Raw genomic sequence first — 24,657 nt, 5'->3', positions numbered from 1 at the left:
ATATGGCAAAACGCTTAGTCATCGCGACAGCGGCGATGGGAATCGAAGCGCTCGTCGCAAAAGAAGTCCGTGCGTTAGGATATGAATGTACGGTCGAGGACGGAAAGGTCTACATCGATTGTGAGATGGAGGACATTCCCCGTTTGAACATGTGGCTTCGGACAGCGGACCGGATCAAACTCGTCGTCGCTGAGTTCCGCGCGACGACATTCGAAAAATTGTTCGATCAAGTCAAGGCACTGCCGTGGCACGAATTGATGCCGTGGGATGCAAACTTCATCGTCAACGGTCGTTCGGTCAAGTCGAAGCTCTTCTCGATCCGTGACTGTCAGAAAATCACCGAGAAAGCGATCGTCTCGCACATGCAAGAACAGTACAACAAAGGAACGGAATGGTTACCGAAGACAGGCGCGAGCTATCCGATCGAAGTTGCTTTGTTAAAAGACATCGCGACATTAACGATCGATACGTCTGGCGACGCGTTACACAAACGTGGCTACCGTGAGTTCCACTCAGCAGCCCCACTCAAAGAAACGATGGCAGCAGCGATGTTGATGCTGACGAACTGGAAGCCGGACATGCCGCTCTACGACGTCTTCACCGGTTCAGGTACGCTTGCGATCGAAGCAGCGATGATTGGGCGTAATATCGCACCAGGGATCAACCGCGAGTTCGTCTCACAGGAATGGAAATGCATTCCGAAGAAGGCGTGGTTCGACGCGATCAAGGAAGCGAATGAAAAAGCCGAGTGGGACAAACCATTGAAGATTTACGCAAGCGATGTCGATCCAGAGATGGTCAAGCTCGCGAAAACAAACGCAGAACTCGCAGACGTCCGCGATGCAATCAACGTCATGCAACGCGACGCAGCAGACTTCAAACCGAAGGAAGATTTCGGTGTCATCATCGGGAACCCGCCGTACGGGGAGCGTCTCGAGGACGCACGTGAAGTTCATCAGCTCTACCGCAAAATCGGAACAGCGTATAAAGAATTCCCATACTACAGTGTCTACATGATCACGTCGTATGTTGAGTTCGAAAAAGCGTACGGTCGCCCAGCGACGAAGCGCCGAAAGCTGTACAACGGGAACATCGAAGTTCAGTTCTATCAGTATTATGGTTTGCGTCGGAAACGTCCGCAGGCTTAAGCGATTTGTGAGAAGTGAGTGGGCGTCAGTTCCCACTCACTTCTCACTTTTTTATTTTTTTCGCCAAAATGTCATGAGCCGCTCGGTTGAGCGGTTTTTTTTATCGTCTATTAATGCCGCGAGTTGATTAGCAGTATCATATTGTAATTTCCTCTTGGTATGTAAGTTTAGTTTAAGTCAGCAAAAAAGGCACCTGAGTGCCCTCGTTGTACACCTTTTAGTTTGCTTCTGGACCAGCAGTTTCGAAGAACTTTTCGAATCCGGGTAACTCAGTCTGTGCTGTGTCCTTGATTCGTTCGAAATGACTTTTTGCTTTCATTAGTGTGCCGTCAGGATCTTTTTGGAAATCTTCAGGGTAATCCTCAAGCAACAATGATAATTGATCAAGCTCTTTGATAATAATGCGATGTGATTCCATGGCCTGTGTAAATCCATTAGTCGTATAGTCAGGTGCTTCAAAGTGAGTACTCGCGGTAATTTCATTTGCTATGGTAGCATCAAATTTATATAAATCTTTCAAATCGTCTACTGAAATATATTCAAATTGACTAAAGCCATCTTTCTTTTTATAAGGAGTGAATTTTTGTTGCAATTCATCAGCTTCTACATAAATAGCGTTCATAGCTTCTGAAATTTTGAAAACACTAGTAATGGCTTCAGGATATTTCTCTGCATCCGTTTGATCGGCTATAGCTGATTCATTATTAGTATTTCCTTCCTCTGTGACCGGTTCCGCAATGACTGGTTGATCGATAATAGAGGAAGAATTAAATATTGCTTCGTTTATAGGTATTGCAAGTAGTGATTTCTCCTCTCTATTGGGCAAATAGCTTTCAGCTTCGTTCCACGTTTCAAAACTCTTAGCAACCGTATACGTTTCTAGACTATATGCCATATCTAATAGGTTCTGAGAAAGAGGTTCGAGTTTTTCCGCTATCACGTTTTCTACATTTGTGAATGGGACATCTTCATTTTTCGCCATGTACGCACCAGCAGCCATCATATGAGCAATTTGTGCGGCTTCGTTCAATATTTCAACTTGCGCGTCTACTCGATCTCTCACATCTTGGGTGACAGTTTTTTGAAAATCTTTGATTCGAAGTTGTTCTGTTTCTTTCATCTTTTTTTGTTCTTTAACAATACGGTTCACTAACTCGGTTGTGGATGAAATAGCCTTCTCAACAACAGGCTTCCCTGTATCTAAAGCATTTTGGACATCTTCTGGAGAGAAATCATTGTTCGTTTGTTCTACATTTGTTCCGTGTCCGAAAGAGGCGAGATCTCTCGGATCAGAAGCTACAGGTGTGTCACTTTTTTGTTTTGCTTTTTCTGTTTTTGATTCGGTGATAGGAGTTTCCTTTTTAACCTGTGATGATTTAGCATGCATCCCAAGAAAGTACGATCCCCCGATTAATACAACCGCAAGGATTCCAATAATCCAGCGCATCTGGATGGTCCGTCTATTATAACGACTATATTTAAAAGTTCGTTTCCTTTCATTGTCCACGACGCATCCTCCATTAATAATTATTTATTTAATCCTTATTTATTACATTTATTCTTTTGATTACCATATTAATTCTAACTCAAAATGGTTTATTATACGACATGGATTTAAGCGATGGAATAACTATCTTCGCATCGAACAATCGTATACTTAACGTATATAAATATTGAAATGCAGTTACTCCATTAATTTCCAAGTGTTATAGTCTCTGTCGTGAAAGGATACATGCAAAAGTTACATTTAGTATATGCATGATTGATGTTGCACAATCATTACATAATTTTTAAGAACCTCTCTAGATTAAATTAAGACAATATCAAAAATCCCTTTGAAATGCCATACTTAAAAAAATACAAACTTTGAAAGAGTTTTTGATTAGCACAAAGTATATTTTTAAGCAGGATGATGCGAATAGTAGTCAAAAGGTAAACATAAATGATGTACTTATACATACTGAGGGAGAAAAACATGACAAGGATCTGGATCGAAGAGTATGAAGTAACGGGTGATTTAGGGCGTCTATTTGGTCACTTTTTAGATATGGATGATTCAATTAAAACGGCATATTTAATAAGTCCGTCAGAGGGAGACGAATGTATTACACCGACGAAGAAAATTTTGTTTGAGTTTTTAGAGCATCGAAATGATTTTCCACTGTATCTGTATTTTTCAGATGAATATGTATTAAGAGAACGACATCAGCAGTTCTTTCAGCAACAGGATGTTGACTATACCATTCAAACGGTTTATCCGAATCGCAAACATCATTTAGATCCGCTTGTATATTTTACAGTCGAGTTAAAGAACAAGGAAGCACTCCGACGCGTCGTTCGTAAGACGTACTGGTTGGGAGAAGAGAATGTCTTCTACGTGATTTCGAATTATGATAATTTAAAATTTACGTTTGAGGAAAGGCAGCATTGGGGGTTTCAACAATATCTGTCAGTTGCTTCGTTTGATCGAAATCCTCCATCAGTGCTTATTAAGCCTGGTCATGACGGATGTGGTTTTTTCATATGTTCAAACGATCGATCGGTGAATTCGTTAGAAAAAGTCATTCGGAGTATGCCAGAAGAAATCATCACGTATCAAGTCAATGATGAACTATATGAAGCTGAGAATGAAGAGTAAATTCACTCTTCAGCTATCGGAGGTGCTGCATGAAACCGGCCATCAAACAGATTAATCCATCGTCTAAACGCCCGGGTGTATCACTAATCGATCTAAAGCGTGCAGAAAAAATCCTCGGTGTAAAATTTCCGACGGATTACATTTCACTCATGCAGGAATCAAATGGTGCAGCCTTTCATGACTGACAACTCTATTCGATACCTACTGAATCGAGTCATTCTGAAGTCGAAGATATCATCCACCATCACATAAATCGTCCAGATGGTTTACCGGAAGATATGATTTGCTTTGGTGAACATTTAGATGGTAGACGGTTATGCTACCGGATTCGACGTCGCTTTTTACAAGAGCTCGTCTTCACGTGGCATCCTAAAAAGGGACTTGAAAAATACTGTGCCTCTTCACTCAACGAATGGGTAGAATCCGAAATGTTACGTGACCGGGCTAATAAAAAGATTACCCTGGGTACTTTTAGTGTTAGTAGTCATCGACTGCTCGTGACGGATTCGAATGAAAAAGATGTAGCATCGATTGTCTTGGAGCAAGTGAAGTCTGGCGCATGGACGGCTTCCGTCACATATGATTCAGATGGGACGGTTCGCTTGCTTTCAGTATACGAAGGTGTCGATCAGCCGACGGGCAGATGGACGCGCTCGCATGAGATTGCGATTGATTCGGGATTTGTACTGATTGGTGATGATGTTGCGTTTCGTGAGGAGGAACTAGCCGAGGAACTCTTTTTCGGTCAACAGGACGTCCATTTGTTTCAAGCGGGTATCATGACCGAGTCGGGATATGGAGACGGTATCTATCATCTGAAAGTAAAGAAAAATCGAGATAAACAAATCATCGGAGTACGAATCAATTTCATGGAGTAGCAATTGAAAGACCGGTCAAAGGAATCCTCCTTCGACCGGTCTTTTTGCGATATGTAGTTATTTGATATTATCGATGGCGTTGCCGTCCTGATCGACTTGAGTAGAATGCCCTGTCCAGCCACGACCTTTTGTCTCTAGCCAGCGGGTGAATTCGACGAGAAATTCCTCTTGTGGTACATGACCACCATCTTTTTTGACGACGACGTACCCGTCAAGCTTTACATATGACTCCTTCAGTGATTCCATGCGTAATCTCCCCCTAAGTAGCGGATGCAAAAGTAAGAGTATAGCGCTCGAATCATTCATTTACAAATGATATCCATTTATCTTCCTACATCAACAAATGGTCCGCTCGACATAAAACCGTCACCTTCACATCATCAGCGACAGAAAAGCCATTCATTCGTGTGCCATCATTCATGCGAAGTGGTGTCGTTTGGACGATGTCCTGAAAGAAAAATAGATCACTTCGTAAACGACGCAGTAACTGGCGAACATGATCATATGTTATCACTTGACCACTCAATTCCGTCAATCGCTCGGCTAGCGCAGGATATGTTGATGTCGTGTTCGTCATAATCACGAAGAGTGTCAAGAAACCGTTTGGATTCAGTAAGATAGTTTGTTTGCCCCACTCGACGAAGGTTCCCTCTGAACTGCTTCGTAAGACGATTTCTTGATTGTCAGCTTGATACTCCTGAAATGAACGTTCATTGATCAATATCTCCGCTCCATCTTGGATTTTTCGGTAATAGAGACGATCGAACAGGTGCTCATCTTCAACGAGTAATTCGTTTCGGTATTTGTTGAGTCGTGCCGCTTCGTCCGGATGTTCCTCGTGTTCTCGGTATTCGAGTTCAGCAAGTGATTCGCGAGCCAGGTAGATGCTGCAGTTGACGACAAACATATGCGTCAGTGTCGTCTGAATGTCTCTCAGAGCAGCGTCGACCGTACCGTCGAGCGCTCGGCTGAAGTGACGTATCGCTTCCGCATACTGACGATTGACATAATGAATATAGCCGAGACGATAATTCGCAAGTGGATGCTTCGGACGAAGGCGAATTGCCATAGTCAATGCGCGACGCGCTGCGTCATAATCCGGCGTCTCCGAAAATTTTGAGTACTCCGCTTGGCGGACATACAGATTCGTTAGTTCGTCTTCTAATTGTTTTCTTTTATCTCGATCCGTCGTTTCCCGAATGGTGCGGTGTAGTTCTTGCGCTCGTGCATAACTCGTTATCATCTCTTTCATCCTTTCTATCTCTTTTCTTTCATCATAGGGCGGACCAACGCGTGTGACAAGCTGTCACAGTGGTGTTGCTACTCTATAGATACCAACACTAAAGGAGTCGAAGTGAGATGAGAAACGAAAGCAAATGGATCCGATATGGCATTTTAAGTGGGGAAGTCATCGAGGAACCGACATGGTCAGCTTGTGTACAAGATGTCATGCAACGAGCGGGTCAACAAGAAGCGACGGATGAAGAGATTCTCGATTGGATCGAAGAAGCAAAACATCGCTATGCACCACTTGACGATCATGGGATGGAGGCATTGTTTGATCCAAGAAAACAGGAGTTACCCTATCATCTGTTTGACGGGTATGTCCGAGGCGTCATTCGTATGTTGAACGATCTTGGGATTTTGACAAGTTCCTGTTGTGACGGTCACGGTAAACGAGCTGCTCGGATATATACGCAGGATTTGCTGACGAACCAGCAACGGTATTTGCTTCGTTTAGCGGCAGACGCAGTTCCAGGGTTGACCGTGTCCTTACAAAGTCGGTGGATTCAACTTGAAGTGAGAGGTCAGCGTTCGCTATTGCTCGATTTAGCGGAAGTCTTATACCGCATCAAACAAGACGCAACGACGATACAAGAACTGGAGTTGCAACGCTTTAGAAAGCGTCTACTAAGATGGCTCGCAATTCCTGGACAAAGCAGAAGGGAACAGATGGTTCGCAGTCGCTTACAACAGGCAGTCCGCCGGTTTGCTGACGATTCTTTTGTCGATGAAAAAGGAAACCTACTCGTGACCTACCATCAAGGGGAAGGACCGGTCATTTTATTATCGGCACATCTCGATACATTCGAACGCATCGATTCGTACCGGACGCTGTTTCAGGAAGGAACAATCTTAACGAGCTCAAACGGGATTCTCGGGGCAGATGATCGAGCGGGCATCGCTGCGATTCTTGAACTCATGGAACGCATCCCAGCGACTGACTTCCGCGGAACGATCAAGCTCGCTTTTTCAGTCGAAGAAGAAATCGGTTGTCGTGGTGCGGAAGCGATGGACGCGTCCTTTTTAGAGGACGTCGACGCAGCAATCGTCTTTGATCGCCGTGGTACACGCGACATCGTTACAGGTTGTTATGGCGAGTTTGATTTTTGTGAGACGGCTTTTGGTGCATGTTTTGAGCAAGCAGGTCTGTTGAATGATATGCCAGATTGGCGAACGACACGGTACGGGGGGAGCAGTGATGCGAAACTATTCACGCTACGAGCTATTCCAGCTGTCAACTTGTCCGTCGGCTATCTGCATGAGCATACGGATTTTGAACAGGTTGATTTTGCAGCTACGCTCGAAACCGTCCGTTTGGTCGAAACGTTACTCCATCATCGGCTGCTCGAGCGTTATTTCGCTGAACGGACAGAAAATCCAACTCTAGGCGGATATACCGATTAATGGATTCCAAATATAGTAAAAAAGAGAGGTGAGAGGAGACGATTCGATGTGGATCATACTGGGTTTACTGGCGATTGGTTTTACTGCACTGAACATCATCTTTTATTTGATCGGTAAGGACTATCGTTTTCTGATGGTGCTCGGACTGAGTTTTACGGCACTGACGCTGTGCGCCGAATACCGACTTGTCGCGGAATTCGTGGCGCGAGAGGACTGGGCAGCGTTGCAAGACGTCGTACCGGGCATGGAGCGGGCACTGTGGGTGTTGACGTTCATTTCGATCGGATTAAACGTATTGCCGCTACTGTTAGACTACCGAAAGAATCGATCTCGTTGACGAATCGAAGAGGAGCTGAATCCTGATGAGCTATACATTTTCACCGCTGACGCAACGACAGGCGGAACAGATCGCCTACGAGTGGCAATATGACGGGACGTTTGCATTTTATGATATGCCGAATGACGAAGAAGATTTAGCAGAATTTCTCGATCCAGCAAAGCGAACGGAACATTACTTCGCTGTGTTGGATCGGGAAGAATTGATTGGTTATTATGTATTCGAACCAAATGCAGACGTCGTTGATGTCGGGCTTGGCATGCGACCAGACTTGACGGGACGAGGAAATGGAGTGGCATTTTTAGAAGCCGGTCTTGCGTTCATCATGGACCGGTATGCACCTAAACAAATTGAATTAGCTGTCGCGACATTCAACGAGCGGGCGATTCGCTTGTATACGAAAAGTGGCTTCCTTTCAGTCGAACGCTTCCAACAGGCGACGAATGGTGGAAGCTATGAATTTTTGAAAATGCGTTTACAACCCATCGACGCAACGGAACCTTTTCCAAAATCTATCAGTAGATAACAGAAAAGGAGATGATGTCATGGCACGCTGTACGAATTGTCAGTATAAGTTCAGCACAAAGGAAGTACTCGCTGTCAGTGTTGCGATACATGGGAAAGGCAAGACGTGTCCGAACTATGGCGTGAAACAATACATGTCCCGGAAGTCACAATTTTATCTTTCACTCGGGAATATCAGTCTCTTGTTCGTCCTGTTCTTGCCGTTTCTGATTCGGTTGAGCGGCCGAGAAGAATCGATGAGGTAAGATGTCGATTACCTTCGATTTCATGAAACTTTTTCCTGAATCCACCAGTAGATAAGGAAGAAGGAGATGATCAGATGGTACGTTGTACGAATTGCCAATATACGTTCAAAACGAAAGAAGTGCTCGCTGTTGGATTTGCGAAACATGGGAAAGCATGTCCGAACTGCGGCGTGAAGCAATACATTTCAAAAGACTCGCAACATTACGTATCGCTCGGATACGTCAGTCTCTTGTTCGTCTTGATCCTACCGTTCGTCATCAAACTGAGCGACAAAGAAGAGACGATCTGGTAAAGCATTACGCGCATGCCTGAAAACGACAGGGTGCGCGTTTTGTCTTATACTCGGGGCAAAGGAGCTGGGAAACATGCAAACCGTATACGATGCAACCGTACAAAACGCAGCGGGCGAGACTGTTTCATTAGGTGACTATGCGGGGCGTGTCCTCGTGATCGTCAACACGGCAAGCAAATGTGGGCTCGTCAAACAACTTGGCGAACTACAGGCATTGTACGATAAATATGACGAGCAAGGAGTCACGGTGCTTGGCTTTCCGTGCGATCAATTCAATCAGCAGGAGTTCGCGAGTCAGGAAGAGACGATGCAGTTCTGTCAGCTGAACTATGGCGTGACGTTTCCGATGTTTCAGAAGATAAATGTCAATGGACCAAATGAACATCCGCTTTATACATTCCTAAAACGCGAACGGTCGGGTCTACTGTCGTCAAAGATCAAATGGAACTATACGAAGTTTTTAATCGATCGCCAAGGACGTGTCGTACAGCGGTTCAGTCCGGTCGATTCCGTCCAGTCGGTTGAGAAAACCTTATCCTTGTATCTATAATCATAGTAACCGTCCGGCGCGAGTCGTTGGGCGGGACGAACGAATACCCTACCTTTGGCGAGGTAGGGCTTTTTTTATGTCATTCAACGATGAACGAATCAAAGGAATGCTTGACAATCGCATCGCTGCGCTTATGCCCGAGATCGGTCAGAACCGGTGGACGGGGGGACAAGACATGAAAATCCTGCTCGAACGCACGAAGCCAGTAATGAACCCAGTCTTTTGTAGGATCGAGATTCATCATTTCACGTGCGAATGTCAGCAACTTTGAATCGGTCAGCGTCAGAAGTGGAATCGGGTTGATCTCGACATCTTCTTTTAGTTCATAGAGGTCCGGTGAACGAAGCAGAATCGCATCCGCCTCGAAGGTCAATCGGAAGTAATTACAGCTGTAGTCGCCGACGATGACCATCGTCTCCTCCGTATGCCCACGAAAATGAAAGATCAATCGGTTACCATTTGCGACATCCATCAAGAACTGATTGAGTCCGATGTGATAATCTTCGCGAAATTGTAGTTTCTCAAGCGTGATTTCTTGCATGATTTAGCCTCCAGTCCGAGTTTGTCGTTCTTCTGTCAAAACGGTTTGGCGCGCTGCTAGGCGAGACGAACCAATCAATAAGGCGATTCCGAGTAATAATAACGAGATTCCGAACCAAGCCGTACCACTTAATTCTTCACCAAGGACGAACACACCAAGCAAGGCGGCAGTCAGCGGCTCACCGAGCGAGAGCGTGACGGCAGTCGACGATGGTACGTTCGATAGTCCTTTCGCGAATATCCAGTAAGCGAGTCCGGTCGCAACGACGCCAAGATGGAGGCTGATTCCAGCACCACGTGACGTGAACAACCAGGAGAGGTCGAATAAAAACAGCAGAGGCGATAACAGCAAGGCGCTTGTCGTGAAAATGACGGCAACGACTGACAGCGGCGCGTGTGTCTTGACGAGGTCACGGCTGACGAACGTATACCCGGCAAACGATAGTCCGGCACCGAGTGCAAGGATGATCCCGATTGGATCGATCGCAACTGTTCCTTGATTGTTAAGGAGCAACAGACAACCGGTGATCGATAGTCCGGTCGATGCCCACCACAGCAACGCTGGACGTTTCTTTAGGAACAGCCACTCGATACAGCCGGAAAAGATCGGCGCGCTCCCAATCGCAACGACAGTACCGACGGCGACACCGGTCATCAAAACAGCTGAGAAGAACAGTGGCTGGTAAGCCGCCATGCTGACGGCAGCGAGTAAAATCGTTCGCACCGGCCAGTCGCGTAACGTCAGCGTTCCTTTGAAGAGAACGAGACAGAGTAAGAACAGTCCACCGACAGCCAGACGAACGGCACCAATCGCAATCGGATGTGCATCTTCCGGCGCAAAGGCTTGTGAGGTTCCTGTCGTGCCCCAAAAGATCGCAGCGAGTAATATGAGCAACATCGATGATGATTTAGACATGGGTCACCTCTTCGAATGCAATTTTTTAAAATGATATTAGAACGAGAATACCACAGAACGCGTAGGATGGAATACACCAAATAATTGAAAAAATGGTATGGTGTATAGGGTGAAGTCGTATCATTCACGAATACGAAAATGAACAGGGTGGGACCCATGAAAGAAATGAACCAAATCGAAGCGGTACTTGACGTCTTATCACAAAAAATCAATCACGGGTCGACCTTTATTCAGCGGCGATACGATACAGGAATCGCTCAATTCAATTTGAATGATCCGGTGACGGAACAGGCGATTCAGTCATTTGAAAAACAGTTCAAACTAACGTTACCAAGTGAATATAAGACATTCCTTCGTTTACATGACGGAGCGGAGTTGTTCATGATCCAAGGTCTTGGTATCGAACTCTATCCACTTGAAAAAGTCATTGAAATGACAATCCAGGCTAAAGAGGACGACCTGATCCATGAAGACTATGATCACTTCTTGATGATTGGCGAAATGAACGAAGGATACGTCTTGATCCAGACGGAAGATGCAAAGACAGATGAGACACCGTATATGCACTGGATGTTTCATGAGTTATCGACAGAGGCGACTGACCCGATTGGACAGAACTTCGGCACGTTCCTCGAGTATGCGATTATTGCGCAAGGCGATATGTTCTGGGAGTTCAAGGACTTCTCGATTGCAACAGATGCTTATTATGTAGAGAATCACAATTCTGAAGAGGAAGTGAGCAAACCACGACCGATTCGCTTCGTCGACTCGGTTCGCGTTGAAATCGAGTATCCGATTGCGAAAAGGGATGCGTATTTCTCAGTTAAGATTTTCGAAGGGAAACAAGAACAAGAACGCCTTGGTTCAAGCTACGACTCGGATTCGCGCTTTGAACAAGTGATGCAATCGGTTCGAGAATATCTAATGGCAGAGCGATTCCAGTATTCGTCGATCATGGTTTTTCAAACGGAACATCGGTTTTGGCAGAACGAGGACGAGACAGGTGATCCGTTGATTCGTAACCATAATCCGCAACGTCAAGGACTGCGCTTCGATGGATATCGTGCCTTTGTTGAGGAACCACCACGACCACTTCCAGGATGGGAATGATATAATCAATGTTCGAATTCGATGATTTTCACCATCGAAAATCAAAATAAAGCTTTTATCTTGTATCACCTCATCTTTCAAAAAAGAATTGACAACGAACTGGATGAATCTGTATGCTAATCAAAATTACATAATCAAGGCGATGACGAGAAGAGTAGGAAGAAATTGATGGTGCCAAGCGAGTCCGAGATGGTGAGAGCGGATGACCGGGTTTCTCTCCGAAAAAAGCCTCCGAGCTTCGTACGGATTCCGATATGGATGATGCTACGATGGGTTCTCCCATTATCGAGAGCATGTATGATTGTACATGTGAAGGTTCGTCTGGTGACAGGCGGACGAACAAAGGTGGTACCACGGGAAGCTGATTCTCGTCCTTTAGGCAACTAACGGGCGAAAATCAGCTTTTTGTCTACTACTGGAGGAATCATCATGCATTGGGCAGAACACACTGCAAGAACCATCATCGAACGTCAGCCAGATAAAGAGACTTACGTCTGTGCTGCCGGGATCAGTCCATCGGGTCCCGTTCATATCGGCAATTTTCGGGAAGTCGTCACGACGTACTTCGTTGCGCGTGCGCTGCAAGACCTCGGTAAAGACGTCCGCTTCCTGTTTTCGTGGGACGATTACGATCGGTTCCGGAAAGTACCCGCGGATGTCGATCAAGCATTTACTCGATATATCGGGATGCCTTATAGCGCCGTTCCGGCACCGGATCGATCCGACATGAGTTACGCGACGTACTTTGAACAGCAATTCGAAACGATGCTGGCAGCATTCGAGATCACACCAGACTACCGTTATCAACACGAAGCCTATACGTCTGGCATTTATGCTGAACAAATCATCCACGCGTTTCGCCATCGTCACGCGATTTATGACATCTTGATCGACCATAAGACAGCGGCAGGATCCGATGATGAGCGAGCAGCGTTTTACCCGGCGACCGTCTATTGTGTTGCTTGTGGAACCGACGCGACTACAATCGATTCGTTCGATGAAGCTGAAGCCACGTACCATTACAGCTGTCGATGTGGTCATATGGCAACGGTCGATATGCGGACGGAACATCGGATGAAATTGAACTGGAAAGTCGACTGGGCGATGCGATGGGCACATGAAGGCGTCGATTTCGAGCCGGGTGGAAAGGATCATTCAGCAGCAAACGGAAGTTACACGGTTTCGTCCCGGATTGCGCAAGAAATTTTCCGACAGCCGGCACCGCTCTATCTCCCGTATGAATTCATTCGTCTAAAAGGGGAGTCGAAAAAAATGTCGAGTTCAAGCGGTGGTGTCTTGACTCCGCAAGATCTACTCGCCGTCTATCCACCGAGCATTCTTCTGTTCTTATTTGCGAAACATCGTCCGAATCACGCCTTTCATATCGGGCTAGATGAAGATGTGTTACGCAATTACAGTGAGTTCGAGCGATTTGTCGCACACTCATCGCGTCAATCCGAAGACATTCAGCAAAGTCTTCGTTGGAGTCATCGTGGAACTGCTCATCTTGTTTCGTTTACGCAGTTGACGATGATTGGTCCGATGGTTGGTTTTGACCCTGATTTAATTGAAAATGTGTTTTGCGCGAGCGTTCCGCCTGAACAGATTGACCGTGCCCGTACTTTCGTTACGCAGTGGTGTCCGGAACGGGAACTTCAAATCAGTACTGTTCCGAATCGTGAACTACATGCGCAACTAACGGAAACGGAACAGGACTGGATCGGACAATTCGTCGCTGCTCTCCGAACGGATGAAGACATCCTTGCTGCTTTCTACCGTTTGACACGGCAAGCTGAAAAAAAGGAGACGCTTCGCCTGCAGAAACACTATGCGACGCTACTCTATCAACTGACGATCAATCAATCCTACGGACCACGCATCCCGTTACTCGTCGCGACGATTGGTCGGGAGCGAATGTCTGCGTTACTGGACTTTGTGAATGAGGAAATTACAACAAGCAGGAAATCAAGGGACCGAGCCTGAAATGAAGGACAAAACCTTATTTTTATATATAGAAATTTAATTTCAAAATTAAATAAATAATATTGAATTAAAATTTCTTAATTGTATAATAAAGGGAGGGAAGAGAAAGGGTGAAGCAGATGTTAGATCAATTAGCAACGGAACGTCGGAATGAACGGACGATGCAACTCGATGAGATGACAGTCGAAGATGTCTTACGGGTGATGAACGCTGAGGATCAAACGGTCGCGACGGTCATTCGGGAACAAATTCCTGTCATCGCGGAAGTCGTCAAACACGTCATTGCATCATTCAAAAACGGAGGACGCTTGATTTACATCGGTGCTGGTACGAGCGGACGACTCGGGATTCTTGACGCGGCAGAATGTGTGCCGACGTTCGGGGTCTCACCAGACATGGTCGTCGGTTTGATTGCTGGCGGCGAACGCGCGTTGATCAAAGCGGTCGAGGGAGCAGAGGATAGTCGGACGCTTGCCGTCGACGATTTGAAAGGGCTCCAGCTAGAAGCTCGTGATACGGTCATCGGGATCGCAGCAAGCGGTCGAACGCCGTATGTCATCGGCGGGCTTGATTACGCGAAGGAAGTCGGAGCGGTGACGGCAGCGATTTCTTGCAACACGGATGCGGTCATCAGTGGGCACGCACGCTATGCGATCGAAGTCGAAACAGGTCCGGAAGTCTTGACGGGGTCAACAAGACTAAAGGCTGGAACGGCACAAAAGCTCGTCTTGAACATGGTTTCGACGGCGGCGATGATCGGTGTCGGCAAGGTCTATCAAAACCTGATGGTCGACGTCCAGTCAACGAACGAAAAACTGGAGATTCGGGCGAAGCGGATGATCCGTGAGGCGACAGGAGTCGATGCCGTAACGGCGGAGCGTGTCTGCCATGAAGCACACGGGCACGTCAAGACGGCGATCGTCATGATTCTCGCGAATGTTCCGCATGCGGAAGCCGTCGAACGATTACAGCAAGCGAACGGATTTGTCCGAGACGCACTCTAAGGGGGAAACACGATGAAGAAGGAAGAAGTGCTGGCACACGCGATTCTCGAGCACGTCGGTGGAAAAGATAATCTCCGGCAGCTTGCGCACTGTATGACGCGGGTTCGTTTATCGTTAAAGGATCCGACGCAAGCAGATATCGATGCGTTAAAGCGGATTGATGGGGTCATGGGGGTCATCGATGACGAGATGTTACAAATCGTTGTCGGTCCGGGAACGGTCAATCGGGTAGCCGACCACTTAAGTCGCGAAACAGGACTCGCGATCGGGGAAGAGTCCGTGGATCCGAATTTAACGCCAGAAGAACGAGCAGCTGTCGAACGGCAAAAAGTAAAAGCAAAACAACAGTCACCGTTCAAACGTTTCTTGCGCCGAATCGGGAACATCTTCATTCCGCTCATTCCGGGACTCGTCGCTTCGGGGATCATCAACGGCGGTGCGAACTTTGCTAAGAATGCGGGTGTCGATGCAACACAGACATGGATGCAGATTTTACTCTTGATTGGTGGGACGGTCTTTTTATATCTCGCAATCCTTGTCGGATGGAATACGGCGAAGGAGTTCGGTGGGACGCCGGTGCTCGGGGCGATTGCTGGTGGGATTCTATTCAACCCCGTGCTTGCGGACATCACGATTTACGGGGAACCGCTCGTTCCAGGCAGGGGCGGCTTGTTTGGTGTCATCTTTGCTGCGTGGTTGATGACCTATCTTGAGAAGCATATCCGTCGCTTTATGCTCGCATCGATTGATATCATCTTCACGCCATTGTTGACGGTGCTGATCGTCGGATTCGCCTCGCTCTATGCGATCATGCCGGTTGCGGGACTGCTGTCTGACGGTATCATGAAAGCAATCAATGCCGTACTTGAGGTCGGTGGACCACTTGCCGGGGCAGTACTGGCCGGCTTCTTCCTACCACTCGTCATGGTCGGTCTTCATCATGGACTGACACCGATCCATCTCGAGTTCTTGAACACGATTGGCAACACGCCACTCTTACCGATTCTTGCAATGGCAGGAGCGGGTCAAGTCGGGGCGGCAATGGCGATTTTCGTCAAGACGCGCAATCCGCGCCTGCGTAACATCATTAAAGGTGCGATTCCGGTCGGTTTCCTTGGAATCGGTGAACCATTGTTATACGGTGTTACGTTGCCGCTCGGTCGTCCGTTCGTAACGGCATGTCTCGGCGCAGCAGTCGGCGGTGCCTTCCAAGCAACGATGAAGACGACGGCGCTTGGAGTCGGCGTATCCGGTTTATCATTGACACCGTTGATCGATAACGGAATGTACTTGACGTACATCGGTGGTCTCGTCATCTCGTACGCGGCAGGATTCCTGTTCACGTATTGGTTCGGCTTTAAAGAAGAGATGGCAGATGGTATTTAAGGTATTGAAAAGCAGTTGAATCCTTCGAAAAAGAAGGAATCAGCTGCTTTTTCTCTAAGTAGAGAAGGGAAGGAGTGAGTCGATGAAAGGATTATCAATCTATTTAAGTGAACCGATCACAGACGAGACGAGCGAGTGGCTACAGCGGATGCGCGCTGTTGGCTTTACGTCGCTCTTTACATCGCTACATATTCCCGAGGACGATTCTTCACTGTACGTCGAACGCTTGCAAGCGCTCGGTCGTTTAGCACGTGAGCTTGGATTCGAACTCGTAGCGGACATCGCACCGGCGTCGCTCGCGACGCTCGGCAAGACATGGGAGACGGCAACGACGTTAACGGACTGGGGTGTCACCGGACTACGTCTTGATTACGGCATCAGTCCGCAGCAAATCGCGACGTTATCGAACCAAATGATGGTTGCGCTGAACGCCAGTACGTTAACAGCAGACGAATTGACGGAGATGCAGGCACAGGGTCTGCGAATCGATCACACGGAAGCGTGGCATAATTTTTATCCGCGACCGGAAACGGGACTCGACCGGACATGGTTTGACGAAAAGAATGCCTGGTTGCAGACGCAAGGGTTACGGGTTCAAGCGTTCATACCGGGTGACGAGACACTCCGTGGACCGTTGTTTGAGACGTTACCAACACTTGAAGAACACCGAAATGCGGCACCGTTCGCCAGTTACATCGACTTACAATCGACCGTTGACCGAATTCTTGTTGGGGATCCACGATTGACGGAGGCGACGATTCGGCAATTCGAAGCAGAGCAAGACGGAATCATCGTACTGCGGGCACTCGCGAACGGACAGCAAGCACAACGGGAGACGGAAACGAATCGGTTTGATCCAGCGCGGGATGTCATTCGGTCCGTCGAATCACGGATGAAGCCATCGTCGATTGACCTAACACCGCAAGCCCCGTCTGCCCGTCCGCTTGGAACAATCACGATCGATAATGAAAAATACGGACGATACGCAGGCGAGGTTCAAATCACGAAACGTAATTTGTCGGCAGATGAGCGAGTCAACGTTCTCGGACGTGTGATTGAGGCTGATCAACCATTGATCGCACGGCTTGGTCCAGGAAGTAAGTTCCGGATCGAATGGGTGACGCCATGAAGCAGCTCGTTGCGGAACGACTCGCCTATCTGTACCGAGGAGAATTGTTCACGGTCGTCACGATTTTACCGCTGAGTTGGTTTGGGAATCGTGTCTTTCCACGACTGCAGTTATTTGAACTCAGTGCCTTTTGGATGTCACTGTTTTTGTTTGAGCTGTTGTTGATTCAAGGAGCTTGGTATTGGTACAGCAAGTCAAGGCGTCTGAAGAAGGAAGGAACGTCAGTCACCCCGGTACCCGTCGTCCGACGATTACGTCACTGTCGTGTCATCAATCTGGCTTTGATCGTCCTGACAGCGTGTGCGTTCGGAATCGATTGGATGCGTTTCCGATCTGAGCTTCCCGTCTCCGGAACACAACTTACCTTGTTATTATATGTATTCGCAATTCTTGAATATATCAATTATTTCCATATCCAACTTATGTACGATAACCGGTCAGATGTGCAATACTTAATACGGAACAGACGTTTGAAACGATCAGCATTGAATAAGGATATGCAACGACTTCGTCAAGTAGTCTAAGGGTTCATCGAAAATAGGAGGGATTGTATGCTCGATATGCTCATTCGTGGCTATCGAAAGTTACGGAAGTTAAGAGGACGTTAAGAGGGAGGATATATTATCAATGAAGTGGATCAATCGACCGACACGTATCGAACAGGAAACACCATTACGCTTCATGACAGATCCGGATACGGATTTTTGGCGCAATACCCATTATCAGTTCAACCGTCTGACGGGGCATGCACTGTTGCAGGATGCTCCGAAAAGGGAGTTCAAGTGCCGGATCGAAGTAAAGTTAAATCCGAATGCGACATATGATCAAGCGGGGATTTTGCTTTATGTGAACGACGATCACTGGGTGAAGGTCTCGGCTGAGTTCATTCCGAATGGTCCATCGCATCTTGGTGCCGTCGTGACGAGCTTCGGGTACTCGGACTGGTCGTGTCGGGATGTCGACAATACGCTGTTTGATGCACCACTTGTCTTTGAACTCCATTACCTCAATCAAGACGTCACGTTGTATCACGTGTCAGGAGAGCACAAAGAGCAACTCCGAATCGCACACTTACATGACGTGACCGATTTGAAGATTGGACCGTATGCGTGTAGTCCGGATGTAGAAGCGGCAGGGTGTGGAGTGGAAGTACTAGATTTCTCATTAGACACAATCGTTGAATAAAACGCCATAGCAAATAGACCGATGTCAGGCATCGGTCTATTTTTTTGATCGTAACTAGAGACTAATCAAAACTTAGCTGCTTGTTCCGGCATCTGTCCTGTATATGACGATTGTGGTCTGAAGATCCGGTTGTCTTGCGATTGTTCGAGGATGTGTGCCGTCCAGCCGATGATACGGCTAGAGGTGAACGTCGGTGTGAACAGTTCTTTCGGAATGTCGAGTCCTTTTAAGACGGCTGCCGCGAAGAATTCAACATTCGTATACAGTTTTCTACCCGGTTTGTATTCCTCGAGCAAATCAATCGCTGTTTGCTCCATTTGTGTAATCAGGTTGAACCAATCGCTCTCTTGCGCGAGATCTTTTGAGACGACTTTTAAGGCTTCTGAACGCGGATCGCGTGTTTTATAGACGCGGTGACCAAAGCCCATCAGTTTTTCGCCTTTTTCTAACTTGTTCCGGATCCAAGGTTCGATGTTATCGATCGTTCCGATTTCATCAATCATCTCAATGACTTCTGACGGAGCGCCACCATGAAGCGGTCCTTTCATGGAACCAATCGCGGCACAGACGCCAGAGATCATTTCCGATTCCGTCGAAACGACGACTCGGGAAGCGAACGTTGAAGCATTCATGCCGTGTTCAATCGTTAGGATCAGATACGCCGTCAATGCTTTTATCTCGACGTCACTCGGTAATTGTCCTTTGATCATATAGATGTAATTCGCGACATGATCGAGTTCCGGATTCGGTTCGATGAAGTCAGCACCTTGATTTTTTTGATATTTATAGGCGATGATCGTTGGTAAGAGTGCTGTTACGTGCATCGCTTGATCAATTGTCGGTGGCCAAGCGAAAGCAGGTGTGCCGAGTGCCGAGATTGCTGTTCGCATCGTACTCATGACATCCATCTCGTTCGGCAATGTATCGAGAATCGTCTTAATATAAGAAGGAAGTTCACGGTAGCTCGTCATCTGTTCCTTGAATGTGACCAGTTCCGCTTCAGTCGGGAACGCACCGTTCCAGATGAAATACGCCACTTCTTCGAATGAATAGGATAATGCGAGTTCCTTCGCCCAGTGTCCGCGATAGATAAGGTGACCTAACGTTCCATCGACTAAACCGATTTGTGTTTCAGCGGCAATGACGCCTTCGAGTCCTTTTTTGTATTCCATCTTCAACACTCCTTTTCTAATATCTACTGTCAGTATGACTTACAACGATACCAAATCACCAGTTATTTGAATGCGTTTCCAAAATTATTCTGTGGAGCGCTATAATTAAAGTGCATTCTGTTTCATGAAACAAATCAAATTTATAGTAACCATGAAGGAGTACATATGAATAAAGCAATGATCATTCGCTTATTGGGATTTTTCTTTGTATTACATGTCTTTTTAATGATCGATATTTTCTTTTCAGTGAGCCGAACGATTCTTGAGCCAATGGCATTAGTCGTTGCTTCATTGACCATGCTCATTCCCGTAAAACGATTTAAGCCACTAGAAGAACAAACGCTGTCGGTTTTCAAATCGAGTATCGCTGTCCTAGTAGGAATGCTCTTGATGAGCGGATTATTCTTACCCATCGTATTCCTCTTTGGATGAGTAACTATTGATAGAGATTTAACTATTGATCCGAAAATTTCACCAGGCGTTATTTAGGAATACGACGTGGAATAGACGTATTTTTGGCTTAGATGCCTGATTTGTTCGACTATGTGAGATTCTAAATGACTGGTGGAGTCAATGGTGTGATCTGCGTAAAAACGGAGTGATTTATGGCTTCCAATCATGACCGCATACTGTGCTCCTTTGAATAGCTCGATATCATTCGCGTCATTCCCAAAAACAATGTATCCCTCGTTCTCGATACCGAGTGTTTGTAAAGCAGTCCGTTTATTGATGGTAGTCGGACTAATGTCCAATACTTGTTCCGATCCATGATAATGAACAACGACATCCATTCGAAGTAGCTCGTTTTCTAAGGCTTTCAGATTGTTGGCACTCAAAATAAGTATTTTTATGATTCGATCATGGTGAGCTAGCGGAACGTTTTGTGCCGTCTTAGCCGGATCTAGATTGTTCAGGATAGGATGGTCTTGCGGTCCGTTATATGTATAATTCCAGTCACTATCGATTAAATATGTGGCTTTATGCTTGTCGAGTAATCCCGTAATAAGGGAAAGCTCACGATCGTCGAACGATTTGGACTGAACGATTGTTTGTTCCGATGCGACCAACGATCCGTTTCCGCCGATTAAGATATGGTCGTGGAATGAAGGATGAATGACGGGTAGCATGTCACGGATAGGACGTGCTGAAGCAAAAATTACACGGTGCCCGTCGTCCTCGACTGCATGAAGCGCCTGTACGATGTCTTGAGACATCGGTTCTCCTTTAAAACAGATTGTGCCGTCGAGATCAAATACAAAATTCATAAGCAACCCTCCGAAAGTCAGTTGATGCACTTATCATAACAAATATTTACAGATAACATACCAATTCTTTATTTTGAGAAAACAAAAAGACTCCAGTCAATGCTGAAGTCTAATCATTGGTACCTTATGCTAAAAACGTATCTCGCTGGTCCTGACGTTTATCAATCATGATTTGTGCTGCCGGAATGTTAGCAGCCTGCAACACGTCAATCGTGTCTCGGAGAAATTCATCACTACCAACGATGTAGAACAACCCTTCCTTGTCCGCTGTCATCGCTTTGACAGCATCGTAGTAAGCGGAGCGACTCTCGACATAAGCGGGGCTAAACTGCTCGTGCGAAGGAAGCTGAGTTTTGAATAGTTCAGTGCGCGCCGAGTCGACATTCAACGAGTACATGTGCGGAATGCCACTTCTATCAGCCTGATGTTGCAGGATGATTGGTCGAAACGTTGCCAAACCGACGCCGGCTGACAGTAAGTACACCGAACGATGTTCCCGGCGTAGCGGAACGTTCGAATGCGTCTTAAACAAAGCAATCTTCTCACCTAGTTTCAGCTGCCGAAGTGTCTCCTTAAAGACGGAACATTCCGGTTTGATCCGTGTCGTGATGCCGATCGTTCCTTCATGAGGGAGCGTCGAAATCGACATATGCCGAATCAGACTGCGGTTCGGCTTTTCGCCTGCATTAAACCCTTCTAGCGCCATATGCGTATGGGCGCCCTCTTCCCAAACGAAACCATCTGGACGTTTCAAGTGAAACGTGTAAGTGAGTTCGCCTTCTTGCGTTACCTGTTCTAGGGATAGCCAATCGATCTGCATCATTCATTCCTCATTTCTATATAAGTATCAATAGACAGCAATCGGACCGTATGGACCTTCGATGATCTCAAGATGAGTCTCAAAGATCTCGGATAATAGCGCTTCATCCATGACTTCGGCAACCGTTCCGAAGGCGGCGATTTGTCCATCCTTCATCGCACAAATGTGGTCTGCGTATTTCGCAGCAAAATTGATGTCGTGCAAGACGGTGATGATCGTCCGTCCGAACGTATCAGCGACGTGTCGTAGATAACCCATCATCTGGACCGAGCGGGCGATATCAAGATTATTGAGAGGTTCGTCGAGTAGAATGTATTCCGTTTCCTGACAGAGCACCATCGCAACATACGCCCGTTGCCGCTGACCACCCGATAATTCGTCGAGGTAGCGGTTCTCAAGCGACGTCAACTCGAGAAAATCGATGTATTTCGAGATGATCGTCTCATCGTCAGCCGTCAAGCGACCTTTTGAGTAGGGGAAACGTCCGAAGCCGACGAGCTGCCGGACTGTCAGCCGGGTTACGAAATGATTTTCCTGCCGCAGGATGGTGATGATCTTCGCTAAGTCTTTCGATTTGCTACTTGTCACATCCATGCCAGCGACTTCAATCTGCCCGGCATCGAGATCAAGCAAACGACCGATCATCATCAACGTCGTCGACTTACCGGCACCGTTTGGACCGATCAACGCCGTGAATCCGCCTTTAGGAATCGTTAAGTCGATTGGACCGATTCGGACCTCATCCGTATACGATTTTTTAACTTGTTCAAGTGATATCATAGGGACCTCTTTCTGAGCAACACGACAAGGAATATCAGGCCGCCGAACAGTTCGATGATGACGGAGACGACGCTTGGCGTGTTGAAAATGTGATACATGAAGAAATAGGCAGTCGTCAAAACGAAGAAACCAATTGCGAATGCCATCGGGAAGACGTATTTGTGATCATACGTCGCAGCGACCTGATAACTAAGTGTCGCCACTAAAAAGCCGAAGAACGTCAACGGTCCGATCAATGCCGTCGACATCGACATCAGGAGTGAAATCAGAATCAAGAAGTAGATGACACTGCCACGATGATTGACGCCGAACGATGTCGCGACCTCTTTTCCAAGCGCGACGACGTTGAGTCGTCTTGACGAGAAGTAGAGCAAGAGACCGACGATGAGGACGACCGGAATGACAATCGGGAAGTAAGATGCGTCGGCATTCGTGACCGAACCGAATAATCGTGCTTGTAAGATATCGAACTCGGACGGTGCGAGCATCTTTCGCATGAATGACGACAGCGAGTTCAGACCCGTGCCGAGAATGATTCCGACGAGCAACATCAGCTGCAGGTTCGCGTATTTTCCGGATAACAACCATCCGTATAATAAGAGACTCATCGCGAGCATGATCGCGACCTGTGTCAAAAAAGCGCTCGTGCCGGTAAAGCCGACGAGTGCTCCCGCACCGAAGAAGAAGATCATCGATGTCTGGATCGTCGAATAGAGAGCATCAAAACCAAGTAGGGACGGTGTGATGATCCGGTTACTCGTGACCGAATGAAAAGCGACGGTCGCAAGACTTTGGCAAATTGCTGCGATCGCCATCGTGATGACGGCGGTGATCCGGCGTTCGACGACCGGCCAAAAGGACGGAGAATCAAACGGAACCGGATTATTGTAGAGCAAGAGACCGATCGTACTGAGCACTCCGCCGCTGAGGAACAGGATGAGGAGAATCCAGTAGCGGCGCTCGAGTCGTTTCGACTGAAACGCAGACGCCCGGCGATTGGTTTCACGTGTAACGCTCGGTTGAATTCGTGTATGTTCTTGTTGTTTGATTGCGGTACTCATCTGACACCTCCAGTCTTCCGTCGACGTAACAGAATGATGATGAAGACGGCTGCCCCGACCGTTCCGAGAATCAAGGAGACCGGTAGTTCAAACGGACGGATGATCGTGCGTGAAATCAAATCACTGATTAGAATCGTCGCCATCCCAATCAGACAGACCCACGGCAGATTACTACGGAGATCGTCACCGCGAAACATCGAGACGATGTTCGGAACGATCAGGCCGAGGAAGGGCAGATTGCCGATGACGGTCGCGACGACACCGACTGATAGGGCAATCAGCCCGGTCGCGATCAGCATCAGTCGATTGTAGTTGACGCCAAGACTCGTCGCGACGTCTTCGCCGAGTCCGACGAGCGTCAAGCGACTCGCAAGAAAGAAGATACAGACTGTGACACCGATGATGATCCAGAGGTATTCGTAGCGACCGATCTGGACGGATGCGAACGAGCCGACGAACCAGCCTTCGATCGCCTGGCTGGCACGGAAAAACAACCCGAGGAACGTCGAAATCGCGGAGATGACAGCTCCGAGCATCAGACCGATGATCGGGACGATCAACGATGAACGCAGTCGGACCGAACGGAGAAACCAGAAGAAGACCATCGTCCCGATGAACGCAAACACGATGGCACCGCTCATCCGCATCATCAATGACGGTGCCGGAACGAGTAAGTAAACGGCTAACAGTCCGAGTCCCGCCCATTCGATCGTTCCCGTCGTCGTCGGTTCAACGAGCCGATTTTGCGTGATCAGTTGCATGACGAGTCCAGCCATTGCCATCGCAGCACCCGTCAGCATCAAGGCGAGTGTCCGCGGAACACGTGTGATCCAGAACATATCGAAATCGTTCGCTGCACTCCGTAGTTCGTAGACGCCCGTGAAGAGGGAAGCCGCTGCGAGCGCTAAGACGAGACATAAGGTCAAGACGAACGGCTTCGTCCAAACGACAGAAAAGGAAGGTCGAGCGGGTGGCTCAACTCTTCCATTCATTTGTTGCTGTGC

The 24,657-nt window shown here is 47.3% G+C and carries 29 protein-coding genes; 18 read left to right on the top strand and 11 right to left on the bottom strand.

Translation table 11 applies throughout. The annotated features are described in order from the left end of the window. Positions 1 to 2 precede the first annotated feature (2 nt). Positions 3 to 1,148 (top strand): THUMP domain-containing class I SAM-dependent RNA methyltransferase, encoded by a 1,146-nt coding sequence (locus tag AYO36_RS07995; RefSeq protein WP_064300101.1) that lies wholly within the window; start codon positions 3 to 5, stop codon positions 1,146 to 1,148. A 217-nt stretch (positions 1,149 to 1,365) separates the two neighbouring features. Here the strand turns inward: AYO36_RS07995 and AYO36_RS07990 are convergent, their stop codons facing one another. After that, entirely contained in the window at positions 1,366 to 2,595 is a 1,230-nt protein-coding gene (locus tag AYO36_RS07990) for a hypothetical protein (protein WP_156501840.1), read from the bottom strand. Positions 2,596 to 3,123: 528 nt separating this feature from the next. Here AYO36_RS07990 and AYO36_RS07985 point away from each other — a divergent pair. The 3 genes from AYO36_RS07985 (at position 3,124) to AYO36_RS07980 (ending at position 4,664) form a co-directional block, all read left to right on the top strand. Further along, a complete protein-coding gene (locus AYO36_RS07985; RefSeq protein WP_064300099.1) occupies positions 3,124 to 3,786 on the top strand; it encodes a hypothetical protein in 663 nt (220 codons plus the stop codon). Positions 3,787 to 3,815: 29 nt separating this feature from the next. After that, on the top strand, positions 3,816 to 3,971 hold the full coding sequence (locus AYO36_RS16760) for an SMI1/KNR4 family protein (protein ID WP_156501839.1): 156 nt from the start codon (positions 3,816 to 3,818) through the stop codon (positions 3,969 to 3,971). Between the two features lie 93 nt (positions 3,972 to 4,064). After that, complete coding sequence (locus tag AYO36_RS07980; RefSeq protein WP_082874203.1) at positions 4,065 to 4,664, top strand: hypothetical protein; 600 nt, start codon at positions 4,065 to 4,067, stop codon at positions 4,662 to 4,664. A 57-nt stretch (positions 4,665 to 4,721) separates the two neighbouring features. Here AYO36_RS07980 and AYO36_RS07975 read toward each other — a convergent pair whose 3' ends face one another. After that, positions 4,722 to 4,910, bottom strand: a complete 189-nt coding sequence (locus AYO36_RS07975; protein WP_064300098.1) for a hypothetical protein — start codon at positions 4,908 to 4,910, stop codon at positions 4,722 to 4,724. Between the two features lie 85 nt (positions 4,911 to 4,995). After that, positions 4,996 to 5,916, bottom strand: a complete 921-nt coding sequence (locus AYO36_RS07970; protein WP_082874202.1) for a tetratricopeptide repeat protein — start codon at positions 5,914 to 5,916, stop codon at positions 4,996 to 4,998. Between the two features lie 107 nt (positions 5,917 to 6,023). Between AYO36_RS07970 and AYO36_RS07965 the strand changes: the two genes are divergently transcribed. The 6 genes from AYO36_RS07965 to AYO36_RS07940 all read left to right on the top strand — a co-directional run bounded on the left by AYO36_RS07965 (position 6,024) and on the right by AYO36_RS07940 (position 9,302). Further along, complete coding sequence (locus AYO36_RS07965) at positions 6,024 to 7,352, top strand: M20/M25/M40 family metallo-hydrolase (RefSeq protein ID WP_064300097.1); 1,329 nt, start codon at positions 6,024 to 6,026, stop codon at positions 7,350 to 7,352. A gap of 46 nt (positions 7,353 to 7,398) precedes the next feature. Next, the gene (locus AYO36_RS07960) at positions 7,399 to 7,689 is read left to right on the top strand and encodes a hypothetical protein (RefSeq protein ID WP_035397924.1); all 291 of its coding nucleotides are present in this window, start codon (positions 7,399 to 7,401) and stop codon (positions 7,687 to 7,689) included. 25 nt (positions 7,690 to 7,714) lie between these two features. Next, a complete protein-coding gene (locus tag AYO36_RS07955) occupies positions 7,715 to 8,215 on the top strand; it encodes a GNAT family N-acetyltransferase (protein ID WP_064300096.1) in 501 nt (166 codons plus the stop codon). Between the two features lie 19 nt (positions 8,216 to 8,234). Continuing rightward, positions 8,235 to 8,459 carry a hypothetical protein gene (locus tag AYO36_RS07950; protein WP_064300095.1) on the top strand — a complete coding sequence of 75 codons (225 nt, stop codon included), beginning with the start codon at positions 8,235 to 8,237 and terminating at the stop codon, positions 8,457 to 8,459. A gap of 74 nt (positions 8,460 to 8,533) precedes the next feature. Further along, positions 8,534 to 8,752: a hypothetical protein gene (locus AYO36_RS07945; RefSeq protein WP_064300094.1), complete on the top strand. Its 219-nt coding sequence runs from the start codon at positions 8,534 to 8,536 to the stop codon at positions 8,750 to 8,752. A gap of 73 nt (positions 8,753 to 8,825) precedes the next feature. After that, the gene (locus tag AYO36_RS07940) at positions 8,826 to 9,302 is read left to right on the top strand and encodes a glutathione peroxidase (RefSeq protein ID WP_064300093.1); all 477 of its coding nucleotides are present in this window, start codon (positions 8,826 to 8,828) and stop codon (positions 9,300 to 9,302) included. A 79-nt stretch (positions 9,303 to 9,381) separates the two neighbouring features. On the opposite strand, the gene AYO36_RS07935 is transcribed toward AYO36_RS07940, so the two are convergent. Both AYO36_RS07935 and AYO36_RS07930 read right to left on the bottom strand, forming a co-directional pair. After that, positions 9,382 to 9,843, bottom strand: a complete 462-nt coding sequence (locus AYO36_RS07935; RefSeq protein WP_064300092.1) for a hypothetical protein — start codon at positions 9,841 to 9,843, stop codon at positions 9,382 to 9,384. Positions 9,844 to 9,846: 3 nt separating this feature from the next. Continuing rightward, the gene (locus AYO36_RS07930) at positions 9,847 to 10,758 is read right to left on the bottom strand and encodes an EamA family transporter (RefSeq protein WP_064300091.1); all 912 of its coding nucleotides are present in this window, start codon (positions 10,756 to 10,758) and stop codon (positions 9,847 to 9,849) included. 156 nt (positions 10,759 to 10,914) lie between these two features. On the opposite strand from AYO36_RS07930, the gene AYO36_RS07925 reads away from it, so the two are divergent. The 7 genes from AYO36_RS07925 (at position 10,915) to AYO36_RS07895 (ending at position 18,555) form a co-directional block, all read left to right on the top strand. Beyond that, positions 10,915 to 11,868 carry an SMI1/KNR4 family protein gene (locus AYO36_RS07925; protein ID WP_231884687.1) on the top strand — a complete coding sequence of 318 codons (954 nt, stop codon included), beginning with the start codon at positions 10,915 to 10,917 and terminating at the stop codon, positions 11,866 to 11,868. A gap of 429 nt (positions 11,869 to 12,297) precedes the next feature. Beyond that, positions 12,298 to 13,851 (top strand): lysine--tRNA ligase, encoded by a 1,554-nt coding sequence (gene lysS, locus AYO36_RS07920; RefSeq protein WP_064300090.1) that lies wholly within the window; start codon positions 12,298 to 12,300, stop codon positions 13,849 to 13,851. A gap of 119 nt (positions 13,852 to 13,970) precedes the next feature. Beyond that, complete coding sequence (murQ, locus tag AYO36_RS07915) at positions 13,971 to 14,855, top strand: N-acetylmuramic acid 6-phosphate etherase (protein ID WP_064300089.1); 885 nt, start codon at positions 13,971 to 13,973, stop codon at positions 14,853 to 14,855. Between the two features lie 12 nt (positions 14,856 to 14,867). Then, complete coding sequence (locus tag AYO36_RS07910; protein WP_064300088.1) at positions 14,868 to 16,241, top strand: PTS transporter subunit EIIC; 1,374 nt, start codon at positions 14,868 to 14,870, stop codon at positions 16,239 to 16,241. Between the two features lie 82 nt (positions 16,242 to 16,323). Beyond that, complete coding sequence (locus AYO36_RS07905; protein WP_064300087.1) at positions 16,324 to 17,370, top strand: DUF871 domain-containing protein; 1,047 nt, start codon at positions 16,324 to 16,326, stop codon at positions 17,368 to 17,370. Then, positions 17,367 to 17,894 (top strand): hypothetical protein, encoded by a 528-nt coding sequence (locus AYO36_RS07900; protein WP_064300407.1) that lies wholly within the window; start codon positions 17,367 to 17,369, stop codon positions 17,892 to 17,894. The genes AYO36_RS07905 and AYO36_RS07900 overlap by 4 nt, the downstream gene beginning before the upstream one ends. A gap of 103 nt (positions 17,895 to 17,997) precedes the next feature. Next, on the top strand, positions 17,998 to 18,555 hold the full coding sequence (locus tag AYO36_RS07895) for a DUF1349 domain-containing protein (protein WP_064300086.1): 558 nt from the start codon (positions 17,998 to 18,000) through the stop codon (positions 18,553 to 18,555). Between the two features lie 65 nt (positions 18,556 to 18,620). On the opposite strand, the gene AYO36_RS07890 is transcribed toward AYO36_RS07895, so the two are convergent. Continuing rightward, complete coding sequence (locus AYO36_RS07890) at positions 18,621 to 19,727, bottom strand: citrate synthase/methylcitrate synthase (protein ID WP_064300085.1); 1,107 nt, start codon at positions 19,725 to 19,727, stop codon at positions 18,621 to 18,623. Positions 19,728 to 19,892: 165 nt separating this feature from the next. Between AYO36_RS07890 and AYO36_RS07885 the strand changes: the two genes are divergently transcribed. After that, entirely contained in the window at positions 19,893 to 20,159 is a 267-nt protein-coding gene (locus AYO36_RS07885; RefSeq protein ID WP_064300084.1) for a hypothetical protein, read from the top strand. Positions 20,160 to 20,212: 53 nt separating this feature from the next. Here the strand turns inward: AYO36_RS07885 and AYO36_RS07880 are convergent, their stop codons facing one another. The 5 genes from AYO36_RS07880 to AYO36_RS07860 form a co-directional block, all read right to left on the bottom strand. Next, positions 20,213 to 20,992: an HAD-IIB family hydrolase gene (locus AYO36_RS07880; RefSeq protein WP_064300083.1), complete on the bottom strand. Its 780-nt coding sequence runs from the start codon at positions 20,990 to 20,992 to the stop codon at positions 20,213 to 20,215. Positions 20,993 to 21,116: 124 nt separating this feature from the next. Continuing rightward, positions 21,117 to 21,812, bottom strand: a complete 696-nt coding sequence (locus AYO36_RS07875; RefSeq protein ID WP_064300082.1) for a hypothetical protein — start codon at positions 21,810 to 21,812, stop codon at positions 21,117 to 21,119. Between the two features lie 27 nt (positions 21,813 to 21,839). Continuing rightward, positions 21,840 to 22,592 (bottom strand): iron ABC transporter ATP-binding protein, encoded by a 753-nt coding sequence (locus tag AYO36_RS07870; RefSeq protein WP_064300081.1) that lies wholly within the window; start codon positions 22,590 to 22,592, stop codon positions 21,840 to 21,842. Beyond that, positions 22,589 to 23,653, bottom strand: coding sequence for an iron chelate uptake ABC transporter family permease subunit (locus tag AYO36_RS07865; RefSeq protein ID WP_064300080.1), 1,065 nt, complete (start codon positions 23,651 to 23,653; stop codon positions 22,589 to 22,591). The genes AYO36_RS07870 and AYO36_RS07865 overlap by 4 nt, the downstream gene beginning before the upstream one ends. Further along, positions 23,650 to 24,645 carry an ABC transporter permease gene (locus AYO36_RS07860; protein ID WP_064300406.1) on the bottom strand — a complete coding sequence of 332 codons (996 nt, stop codon included), beginning with the start codon at positions 24,643 to 24,645 and terminating at the stop codon, positions 23,650 to 23,652. The genes AYO36_RS07865 and AYO36_RS07860 overlap by 4 nt, the downstream gene beginning before the upstream one ends. Between the last annotated feature and the right edge of the window lie 12 nt (positions 24,646 to 24,657).

The organism is Exiguobacterium sp. KKBO11, from assembly GCF_001644945.1.
In the GTDB taxonomy this organism is placed as follows: Bacteria; Bacillota; Bacilli; order Exiguobacteriales; family Exiguobacteriaceae; genus Exiguobacterium_A; species Exiguobacterium_A abrahamii.
The sequence above is the reverse complement of the archived record's forward strand: the minus strand, read 5'-3'. Positions and strand labels throughout refer to the sequence as shown.